The 289-nt window shown below is 49.5% G+C and carries 1 rRNA gene; it reads left to right on the top strand.

Annotation, left to right across the window (positions count from 1 at the left end):
* Positions 1-289 (top strand): 23S ribosomal RNA (locus WS40_RS11095); the annotation flags it as partial.

Here is a 289-nt window from a genome sequence, read left to right as displayed (position 1 = left end):
CAATCGAACCCGGAGATAGCTGGTTCTCCTCGAAATAGCTTTAGGGCTAGCCTCGTGTTAACCTTGTGGAGGTAGAGCACTGAATATCCTAGGGGGCGTCAAAGTCTACCGAAGATTATCAAACTCCGAATGCCATAGAGGTGATGCACGGGAGTCAGACTGCACGAGATAAGTTGGGTGGTCAAAAGGGAAAGAGCCCAGACCTACAGCTAAGGTCCCAAAGTGCGTGTTAAGTGGAAAAGGATGTGGGATTTCGAAGACAACTAGGATGTTGGCTCAGAAGCAGCCA

This window comes from Ruminococcus sp. N15.MGS-57, from assembly GCF_000980385.1.
In the GTDB taxonomy this organism is placed as follows: domain Bacteria; phylum Bacillota; class Clostridia; order Oscillospirales; family Ruminococcaceae; genus Hominimerdicola; species Hominimerdicola aceti.
This window is presented reverse-complemented; position numbering and strand designations above follow the sequence as displayed.